This window comes from Streptomyces sp. NPDC059900, assembly GCF_050270335.1.
Classification (GTDB): Bacteria; Actinomycetota; Actinomycetes; order Streptomycetales; family Streptomycetaceae; genus Streptomyces.
The window spans coordinates 1-9856 of the sequence record NZ_JBNNJZ010000306.1 but is presented as its reverse complement, the minus strand read 5'-3'; the positions used below and the strand labels follow the sequence as shown (position 1 = coordinate 9856).

Below are 9856 nucleotides of genomic sequence, written 5' to 3'. Positions count from 1 at the left end.
ATGCGGGGCCCGACGACGTGCAAAAAGGTGCTACTCCTGCTTCTTGCGGCGCGTGCCGAAGACGATCTCGTCCCAGCTGGGCACCGCGGCACGCCGTCCGGGCCGGACGCCGTCGGCCTCCGCCTGGCGGTCGGTGGTGCCGACGAGACGGTCGCGGTGGCTGGCCACCGAGCGCGGCATCAGGACGTCCGCGTACGCGGCACCCGCACCGGCCGCGGCGGGCGGCTCCTCGGCCTCCGGGTCCTCCTCGGGCTCCTCCGCCGCCGGCAGGTCCGTGGTCGGCAGCGCGGGGCGCTCCGGCACGATCATGTCGCCGCGGAAGCTCGGCACCGCCTCCAGGAGGCTGGTGAGCGAGTCCCGCTCCGACTCCGAAACGGCCGCGGTCGCCGCAGTGGCCGCCGTGCCCTCCTCGGCCGGCTCCGGTGGCGGCGGCGCGATCGGACGCTCCAGCTGCCGGTCCAGGGCGCGGTCGAGCGGCCGCTCGGGGGAGGGCCTGTCCCTGGGCAGCCGGGCGATGCGCGGCACGAACGGGAAGCTCGGCTCGGGCGCGGCGATGTCGTCCGTCTCGCCGATCAGCGAGCGCGCCTCGTCGTCCACGGCCTGTACGAGCCGCCGCGGCGGGTCGTACGTCCAGCTCGCGGAGTGCGGTTCGGTCGCGACGCGGTAGACGAGCAGGACTTCCCAGGTGCCGTCGTCGCGGCGCCAGGAGTCCCACTGCACGGACTCCTTGTCGGCGCCGCGCAGGAGCAGTCGCTCCGACACTGCCTCGCCGAGCTGGGGTCCGGTGTTCTCGCCGGGACGGCGTACGGGGGTCTTCCTGGCCCGCTCGGCCATGAAGGCGCGCTCGGCGAGCACGGGTCCTTCGAAGCGGCGGACGCGATCGACGGGGATTCCGGCGAGCGAGGCGACTTCCTCCGCGCTGGCACCGGCACGTATCCGCGCCTGGATGTCGCGCGGGCGGAGGTGGCTCTCCACCTCGATCTCGATCTGGCCGAGACGCGGACGGTCACCGCGCACGGCGGCGCGCAGACGCTCATCGATCGGAAGCGTGTACTCCGTGCTGTCCGCAGCCTTCAGCACCAGCCGTGTGCCGTCGTTGCTGACGGCCACGACACGCAGTTCGGGCATGGGGACCTCCCGGGTGGTGCCTGCCGACGTCACGTGCGTCGCTGCTTCCGCTAGTCGAGTGTGGCCTGCCCGGGTGCAGCCTGCCACAACCTTGCCGAGTTGCCCGGCGTGTCGGGCATGGGCCCTAGGTCGCCGTTATGGCACGGTTACCTGTTTCGCAACTCTCAGTGACCATTTTGGTCACCCTGTGCAGCGAGCCCCCTCCCGGAAGGTCCTGGAAGGCTCCGGGCACCCAGGTGGGAGACCGGACCCAGGGCTCGCAACAGTACTCCATTCGGGCCATGCGGGTGGTCCGCCGCGCCGCTGAAGTTCTCGCGGGGGGCGGGAGTTGGCGCCCGGAGATACCCGGGCAGGGTGGCGCAGTAGTGGCGCACTTCACGGAATCTCCAGAAACGGAACTATCCCCTTAGCCCATACGTCCCTTTCTCGGACAGGTAGTCGCGAAAGGCAGGCAAGGGTCGGAGATGCGTGAAAAGCCGGATTCCGGCAGGGAGTCGAAGGACCGGGCGACCGACGAGGAGGAGTCGAACGGGAAGCGGCGCCTCGATCTGAGTGTGCCGCAAGTGGCGGGCAGCGCGGTGGCCGCGGTCGTCGCGGCGAAGCTGGCGTCGAGCTTCGGCGTCTACGGCACGATCCTCGGCGCCGGTGTGGTCAGCGCCGTCGCGACCTGCGGCGGCACGCTCTTCCAGCACTTCTTCCGGCGCACGGGCGAGCAGATACGTGACGTCACCGTGCAGGCCAAGCCGAGGGCGCGGCAGGTGCCGCTGACCGACGGCTCGGGCGCACCGGTGGCGCAGACGTTCCGGGCGTCGGCCTATACGGACGCCACGGCGCACGCCGGGCACGGGCCGGTGACGACGACATGGGGGAGGGCGGTCGAACCCGACGCCACCTCGGTGCTGCCCGCCGCGGTCGACGCGGAGCGCACGACGGTGCTGCGCGTGGCGGACGCCGACGCCGAGCGCACGACGCTCCTGCCGGCGGCCGATCCGGACGCGGACCGCACGACGCTGCTCCCCGTGACGGGCACCGGCACCGGCATCGATGCCGACGCCGAGAAGACGCAGCTCCTCGGATCGGTCGACGCCACGCGGGCGGTGCCGCGGGACGATGCCACGCGCGTGCTGCGGCAGGCGGCCCCTGCGGAGTCGGGCCTCCCGGTGCCGCCGGTCGAACCGCCGCTGCCTTCGGACGAGTTCACCGATGGCATGACGCATCGCACACGGAACCGCAGCTGGAAGCGCCCGGTCCTCGCGGCCGCGGTGGTCTTCGGGGTGGCCATGGCCGGCATCACGACGTACGAGATCGTCTCCGGCGAGGACTTCAGCGGGGGCAGCGGCACGACGATCAGCAACAGCTTCACGGGCCGCAACGGCTCGCATGAGCAGCCCTCCACGCCGTCGACCGACCCCTCGGGGGAGCCGTCCGACGGGGCTTCGACGGGCAACGGCGACGGTTCGCAGCAGGGCGGCGACGCGTCGAAGGACCCGGAGGGGACCAACTCGCAGTCGCCGGAGAACGGCAACGACTCCGGTTCGGACTCCGGTTCGAAGGATGACACCGGCAAGGACACGGACTCCGGCTCGGACTCCGGGGACGACGACGGTTCGAAGACGGATCCCACGCCCACGCCGACCCCCACCCCGACCCCGACGCCGACCCCGTCGAAGGGCGGCGACACCGGCAGCGGAGGCGATGTACAGCGGGGCGAGACCGCCACTCCGTAGGCGGCGGCCCGGACCGCCCGGCTCAGTCGCCCAGGACGCGGCGCAGGTAGTCGTTGCCGAACAGGCGGTCCGGGTCCAGGCGGTCGCGCAGGGCCGTGAACTCGGCGAAGCGCGGATAGACCTGCGCGAAGTAGCCGGCGTCCCGGGTGTGGATCTTGCCCCAGTGGGGGCGGCCCTCGTGCGCGGTGAAGATCCGCTCGGCGGCGGTGAAGTACGCCTGGTAGGGCGTGCCCCGGTACATGTGGACGGCGATGTACGCGCTCTCCCGGCCCGAGGCCGTGGAGAGCGTGATGTCGTCCGCGGGTGCCGTGCGGACCTCCACGGGGAAGCTGATCCGCAGGTTCGAGCGCTCCACCATCGTCTTCAGCTCGCGCAGCGTCTCCACGAGGGCCTCGCGCGGAACGGCGTACTCCATCTCCATGAAGCGCACGCGGCGCGGGCTTGTGAAGACCTTGTAGGGAATGTCCGTGTAGGTGCGGGCGGAGAGCGCCTTGCTGGAGATCTTGGCGATGCCGGGGACGGTCGCGGGGACGGCCCTGCCGATCGTGTTGACCACCTGGAAGAGCCCGTTGGAGAGAATTTCGTCCTCCACGAAGGCGCTGACCCGGCCGGGAGGCGCCGCGGGACCGGCGCTGCGGTTGTTGCGCTTGGTGTTGCAGCTGCCGGTGTGCGGGAACCAGTAGAACTCGAAGTGCTCGTTCTCGGCGTAGAGCGCGTCGAACTCACTGGTGACCTTGTCGAAGGTCATCGGCTCCTCACGGGCGGTGAGGAAGAACACGGGCTCCACGGCGAAGGTGATCGCGCTGATCACGCCGAGTGCGCCGAGACCGATCCGGGCCGCCGCGAAGACCTCGGGATTCTCCTTCTCCGAGCAGGTCAGTACGGTGCCGTCCGCGGTGACCAGTTCAAGCGCCGTGATCTGCGCGGAGATCGACGCCGAGTCGCGGCCGGTGCCGTGCGTCCCCGTGCTGGTCGCGCCGGAGACCGTCTGCTCCATGATGTCGCCCATGTTCGTGAGCGACAGGCCCTCGCGGGCGAGCGCCGCGTTCAGGCGCTTGAGCGGAGTGCCCGCTTCCACGGTGACGGTGCCGGCCTCGCGGTCGATCCTGCGGATGCCGGTGAGGAGTTCGGGGCGTATCAGGAGGCCGCTGGTGGCCGCGGCCGCCGTGAAGGAGTGGCCGGTGCCGACCGGCTTCACCTTGAGGCCGTCCTCCCTGGCCCGGCGCACCGCCGTCCGCAGCTCCTCGACCGACGCGGGGGTGACCTCCCCGGCCGGGCGGACGGTGACGTTGCCCGCCCAGTTACGCCACGCCGCTGTGCTCTTCCCGCTGCCCGTGCCCGTTGCCGTGCTCATGGGTCGTCGTCCCTCCCCGTTGCGGAACCGGCTTCTTCAGCCGGCGGTACCCAAGGAATCCGACCGCCACCGCGACGGCTCCCGAGACTCCGGGGACCGCGTACCCGGCGTCCGATCCGGCCGCGTCGATGACCCAGCCGGCCGCGGAGGAGCCGAGCGCGACGCCGACCGCGAGTCCGGTGCTCACCCAGGTCATGCCCTCGGTCAGCTTCGCGCGTGGTACGTGCTGTTCGACGAGGGCCATCGTCGTGATCATGGTCGGCGCGATGGAGAGGCCCGCGATGAACAACGCCACGGCCAGAAACGGAAGGTTCCCGACCAACTGAAGCGGGATCATACTCACGGCCGTCGTGCAGACACCCAGCAGCCACCTCGGCGCCGGAGCACCCTTGAAGTGCACGAGCCCGAAGGCGGCCCCGGCCAGGCAGGAGCCCAGGGCATATACCGCGAGCACCAGACTCGCCGCGGACTTGTGGCCGTGATCCTCGGCGTATGCGACGGTCACCACGTCGATGGACCCGAAGATCGCGCCCGTCGCCACGAAGGTCGCGACCAGGACCTGGAGCCCGCCGGAGCGCAACGCCGAGCCCTTGGTGTGGTGTTCACGGCTGTGCGGCACGGGCTCGGTGGCCCGCTGTGACGTCAGCCAGAAGACGCCCGTGGCGAGGAAGAGCCCGGCCATGAGCGGCCCGGCCTCGGGGAACCACACCGTGGAGAGCCCGATCGAGATGATCGGCCCGAAGATGAAGCAGATCTCGTCCACCACGGACTCGAAGGAGTACGCGGTGTGCAGCTGCGGGGTGTCCCGGTACAGGACCGCCCAGCGCGCCCTGATCATCGAGCCCACGCTCGGCACGCAGCCGACGAGAGCGGCGAAAGCGAAGAGCGTCCAGTCGGGGAGTTCGTACTTCGCGCAGAGCAGCAGCCCGGCGACCGCGACGAGGGACGCCAGGGTCGCGGGCCGCAGCACCCGGCGCTGGCCGTACCGGTCGACCAGGCGGGAGATCTGCGGGCCGATCGCGGCGGCGGAAAGGGCGACGGTCGCCGAGAGCGCGCCGGCGAGGCCGTAGCGCCCGGTGAGCTGGGACACCATCGTCACGATGCCGATGCCCATCATCGACAGCGGCATCCGTCCGAGGAAGCCCGCCGTCGAGAACCCCTTGGTGCCGGGGGCGGCGAAAATGGCGCGGTAGGGGCTGGGCACGTGGACTCCGCTGAGGCGCCGGTGCGGCTGCGCGGGAGATCACGCGCGGAGCCGCCCCGGTAAGGCGTAAAGATGGCTTATACAGATTACGGCTCCGACAGGCCCGGCCGCACCGTGATTTTCGGCTGTCAGCGGCGGGTGGCAGGATCGGATGCATGTCCGATGCTCTCGATGCCTCTCCCTATGACGCCCTGCTGCTGCTCTCGTTCGGCGGCCCAGAAGGCCCCGACGACGTGGTCCCGTTCCTGGAGAACGTGACGCGGGGCCGCGGCATCCCCAAGGAGCGGCTCAAGGAAGTGGGCCGGCACTACTTCCTGTTCGACGGGGTCAGCCCGATCAACGACCAGAACCGCGCCCTGCTCGACGCCCTGCGCAAGGACTTCGCGGAGCACGGCCTGGACCTGCCGGTCTACTGGGGCAACCGCAACTGGGCGCCCTACCTCACCGACACCCTGCGCGAGATCGTCCGGGACGGCCACCGCCGTGTGCTCGTCCTCGCCACCAGCGCGTACGCGTCGTACTCGGGCTGCCGTCAGTACCGGGAGAACCTGGCGGACTCCCTCGCCGTGCTCGCCTCGGAGGGCCTGGACGTGCCGCGAGTCGACAAGCTCCGGCACTACTTCAACCACCCCGGCTTCGTCCGCCCCATGACCGACGGCGTCCTGAAGTCCCTGGCCGACCTTCCCGGCGACGTCCGCGAAGGGGCGCACCTCGCCTTCACGACGCACTCCATCCCGACGGCCGCCGCCGACACTTCGGGGCGCGTCGAGGACCACGGGGACGGCGGCGCCTACGTCGCCCAGCACCTGGACGTGGCCCGGCTGATCGCCGACGCGGTGCGCGAGGAGACCGGGACCGAGCATCCCTGGCAGCTCGTCTACCAGTCGCGCAGCGGCGCCCCGAGCACCCCGTGGCTGGAGCCGGACATCTGCGACCACCTGGAGGAGCGGCACGCCGCCGGGGCGCCCGCCGTGGTGATGATCCCCATCGGCTTCGTCTCCGACCACATGGAAGTCCTGTACGACCTCGACACCGAGGCCGAGGCGAAGGCCGCGGAGCTCGGCCTGCCGGTCCGCCGCTCGGCCACGGTCGGCGCCGACCCGCGGTTCGCCGCCGCGGTGCGCGACCTCGTCGTGGAGCGCGCCGGGACGGAGAGCGGGCGCCGGGTCACGCCCTGCGCCCTGGGTGCCCTCGGCGCGAGCCACGACCTGTGCCCGGTGGGCTGCTGCCCCTCGCGCGTCACCAAGCCCGCGGCCGCGGGCGCCGACAGCCCGTACGCGTAAGGACCCGCCGTGACCGATGTGACCGACCCGATCAACCTGACCGCTCTCAAGGCCGAACTTCTCGGCGTCGCCCTGGAGGCCGCGCGGCGCGCCGGCGCCTTCCTGCGCGACGGACGCCCGGACGACCTGGGTGTGGCCGCCACGAAGACCAGCGCGGTCGACGTCGTCACCGAGATGGACATCGCCTCCGAGAAGCTGATCACCGACTTCCTCGCCGAGCGCAGGCCGGACGACGGCGTGCTCGGCGAGGAGGGCGCGAGCTCCGAGGGCAGCAGCGGCGTCCAGTGGGTGATCGACCCGATCGACGGCACCGTCAACTACCTCTACGGACGGCCCGACTGGTCGGTGTCCATCGCGGCCCGCAAGGACGGCGAGACGCTCGTCGGCGTGGTGCACGCCCCGATGCGCGGCGAGACCTACCGCGCGGTCCTCTCGGAGGGCGCGTTCGTCAACGACAAGGCCGCGCACGTGCGCCCCGCACCCCCGTTCGGCCAGGCCCTCGTCGGCACCGGCTTCGGGTATGTCGCCGAGCGCCGCGTCCGCCAGGCCGAAGTGGCCGGGCAGCTGATCCCGCTGGTCAGGGACATCCGCCGGGGCGGCTCCGCGGCGATCGACCTGTGCGACGTCGCGCTCGGCCGCCTGGACGCGTACTACGAGCGCGGCCTGAACCCCTGGGACTTCGCCGCGGGTGACCTCGTCGCCAGGGAGGCGGGCGCGCTGACCGGCGGACGCCCCGGCCAGGCCCTGTCCGGCGAGCTGACCGTCGCGGCCCCGCCCGGCCTCTTCGAGGACCTCCAGGGCCGTCTGGAAGACCTCGGCGCCTGGCACGACTGACCGGGCCGCCCCACGCCCCCGTACGCGAAAGGGCCCCGGCATCCTGTCCACGGATACCGGGGCCCTTTTCGCCTGCTCAGGCGGCGAGGCGGCGAGGCGACGGGGCAGATCAGGCGTGCAGCACGCCGACCTCCACCCCGTGCTCGGCGGCCAGCCGGTGGAGATCTTCGAGTTCGCCCTGCTCGACCTCGGCAAGGAAGTCGTCGCCCGTCTCACGGGCCTTCGTGAGGTCGGACTCCGTGGCCTTTATGCGCTGCAGCAGTCCTGCGGTGAAAGCGTCCATGGTTGCGCCCCCTCGGCTGGGTCGTGGGTCGTCGATGGCACGGGGGTGTGCCCTCAAGGAAGGGGCGATCACGGCTCACGCCGTCCGCCCTGGAGAAAGCGGGTTGTGGCGCGCCACATACAAAGCGTGATCGCGGGGTGTGGAGTCGTCCTCCCCTGGCTCCCTTCGACGGAAACCTCAACCGTCGGAGAAAATCCCGCATTCCCCGGCCGGGCCACCGCCTTACAGCCGGTTTATGGCCGAAAGGGGCAGGATGGAGGCCACACCCCACGAACAGACCTGCCCGCAGGGGCACAGAGGAAGGACAGCGCCGTGCGTGTACTCGTCGTCGAGGACGAGCAACTGCTCGCCGATGCGGTGGCCACCGGACTGCGCCGGGAGGCCATGGCCGTCGACGTCGTGTACGACGGAGCGGCCGCCCTGGAGCGCATCGGGGTCAACGACTACGACGTCGTGGTGCTCGACCGGGACCTCCCGCTCGTGCACGGGGACGACGTCTGCCGCAAGATCGTCGAGCTCGGCATGCCGACCCGCGTCCTGATGCTCACCGCCTCGGGCGACGTCAGCGACCGCGTCGAGGGCCTGGAGATCGGCGCCGACGACTATCTCCCCAAGCCCTTCGCGTTCAGCGAGCTCACGGCACGCGTGCGTGCCCTGGGACGGCGTACGAGCGTGCCGCTGCCCCCCGTCCTGGAGCGCGCCGGGATCAAGCTCGACCCGAACCGCCGCGAGATTTTCCGCGACGGCAAGGAGATCCAGCTCGCCCCCAAGGAATTCGCCGTCCTCGAAGTGCTGCTGCGCAGCGAGGGCGCCGTCGTCTCCGCCGAACAGCTCCTCGAAAAGGCCTGGGACGAGAACACCGACCCGTTCACGAACGTGGTCCGGGTGACCGTCATGACCCTGCGGAGGAAACTCGGCGAGCCCGCCGTCATCGTGACGGTGCCCGGCTCCGGCTACCGGATCTGATCCCCGGTGGCCGCGACCCCGGCGCCACCAGCAGCGCCTCCGAAACCCACCTGGGACCCCAGGAAGGCCGAACCGCCCTTCCCGTGGCTGCGCCCCACCATCCGTATACGGCTCACGCTGCTGTACGGCGGCATGTTCCTGATCGCGGGCATTCTGCTGCTCTCGATCATCTATCTGCTCGCCGCGCAGGCCCTGCACGTGGGCACCGACCTGCCGTTCAAGATCGTCTCCGGCCAGGTGGCCAGCGACGCCTGCAACTTCCCTCGCCAGCCGTCGGCCGGCGAGCTCAACAACGCGATGAACGCCTGCGTCAACGAACAGCGACAGGATGCCCTGGACAACCTCCTGAGCCGCTCGCTGCTCGCCCTCCTGGGGCTCGCGGTGATCGCCTTCGCCTTCGGTTACGCGATGGCGGGCCGCGTCCTCTCGCCGCTCGGCCGCATCACGCGCACCGCGCGCAGGGTGGCCGGCACGGACCTGTCGCGGCGCATCGAACTGGACGGACCCGACGACGAGTTGAAGGAGCTCTCGGACACCTTCGACGAGATGCTCGACCGCCTGGAGCGGGCCTTCACCGCCCAGCAGCGCTTCGTGGGCAACGCGTCGCACGAGCTGCGCACCCCGCTGGCGATCAACCGCACGCTGCTCGAGGTGCAGCTCTCCGACCCGGGGGCGCCGCCGGAGCTCCATCAGCTCGGCAAGACGCTCCTGGCCACGAACGAACGCAGCGAGCAGCTCGTGGAGGGCCTGCTGCTGCTCGCCCGCAGCGACAACCAGATCGTGGAGCGCAAGCCGGTAGACCTCGCCGAGGTCGCCGACCGCGCCGTCGACCAGGTGCGCTCGGAGGCGGACGCGAAGGGCGTGGAGATCCGCGGGGAGCGCGGTGCGGCCGTCGTCCAGGGCAACGGCGTACTCCTGGAGCGGATCGCCCTGAACCTCGTCCAGAACGCCGTGAGGTACAACGTGCCGAATGGGGAGGGGCAGGGCGAAGCCAGACCCGAGCACGGTGCGGGAATGCGACGCTGGCGCTGCGGGCTAGAGGTCACCACGGAGGCACAGCACGGCCAGGCGCTCCTC

Annotated in this window: 9 protein-coding genes; 5 read left to right on the top strand and 4 right to left on the bottom strand. The window is 71.2% G+C overall.

Annotated features, from left to right (window positions below; all coding sequences use genetic code 11):
- Nucleotides 1-30: 30 nt before the first annotated feature.
- The gene (gene sepH / locus ACQKIP_RS30100) at nt 31-1128 is read right to left on the bottom strand and encodes a septation protein SepH (RefSeq protein ID WP_365858297.1); all 1098 of its coding nucleotides are present in this window, start codon (nt 1126-1128) and stop codon (nt 31-33) included.
- Between the two features lie 464 nt (nt 1129-1592).
- Here sepH and ACQKIP_RS30095 point away from each other — a divergent pair, with 464 nt between their 5' ends.
- Complete coding sequence (locus tag ACQKIP_RS30095; RefSeq protein ID WP_365858299.1) at nt 1593-2855, top strand: hypothetical protein; 1263 nt, start codon at nt 1593-1595, stop codon at nt 2853-2855.
- Nucleotides 2856-2877: 22 nt separating this feature from the next.
- Here ACQKIP_RS30095 and ACQKIP_RS30090 read toward each other — a convergent pair whose 3' ends face one another.
- Nucleotides 2878-4209 (bottom strand): D-arabinono-1,4-lactone oxidase, encoded by a 1332-nt coding sequence (locus ACQKIP_RS30090; RefSeq protein WP_365858301.1) that lies wholly within the window; start codon nt 4207-4209, stop codon nt 2878-2880.
- Nucleotides 4157-5413, bottom strand: a complete 1257-nt coding sequence (locus ACQKIP_RS30085; protein ID WP_365858303.1) for an MFS transporter — start codon at nt 5411-5413, stop codon at nt 4157-4159. Before ACQKIP_RS30085 ends, ACQKIP_RS30090 begins: the two co-directional genes overlap by 53 nt.
- Before the next feature lie 155 nt (nt 5414-5568).
- Here ACQKIP_RS30085 and ACQKIP_RS30080 point away from each other — a divergent pair, with 155 nt between their 5' ends.
- Together ACQKIP_RS30080 and ACQKIP_RS30075 are read left to right on the top strand one after the other, a co-directional pair.
- Nucleotides 5569-6696, top strand: a complete 1128-nt coding sequence (locus tag ACQKIP_RS30080; protein ID WP_365858305.1) for a ferrochelatase — start codon at nt 5569-5571, stop codon at nt 6694-6696.
- Nucleotides 6697-6714: 18 nt separating this feature from the next.
- On the top strand, nt 6715-7530 hold the full coding sequence (locus tag ACQKIP_RS30075) for an inositol monophosphatase family protein (RefSeq protein WP_365858725.1): 816 nt from the start codon (nt 6715-6717) through the stop codon (nt 7528-7530).
- A gap of 109 nt (nt 7531-7639) precedes the next feature.
- Here the strand turns inward: ACQKIP_RS30075 and ACQKIP_RS30070 are convergent, their stop codons facing one another.
- Nucleotides 7640-7813, bottom strand: coding sequence for a hypothetical protein (locus tag ACQKIP_RS30070; protein ID WP_361200389.1), 174 nt, complete (start codon nt 7811-7813; stop codon nt 7640-7642).
- A 312-nt stretch (nt 7814-8125) separates the two neighbouring features.
- Here ACQKIP_RS30070 and ACQKIP_RS30065 point away from each other — a divergent pair, with 312 nt between their 5' ends.
- Both ACQKIP_RS30065 and ACQKIP_RS30060 read left to right on the top strand, forming a co-directional pair.
- A complete protein-coding gene (locus tag ACQKIP_RS30065) occupies nt 8126-8779 on the top strand; it encodes a response regulator transcription factor (RefSeq protein WP_135331070.1) in 654 nt (217 codons plus the stop codon).
- Nucleotides 8780-8785: 6 nt separating this feature from the next.
- On the top strand, nt 8786-9856 hold a 1071-nt coding region (locus ACQKIP_RS30060), incomplete at its 3' end, for a sensor histidine kinase (protein WP_427744679.1).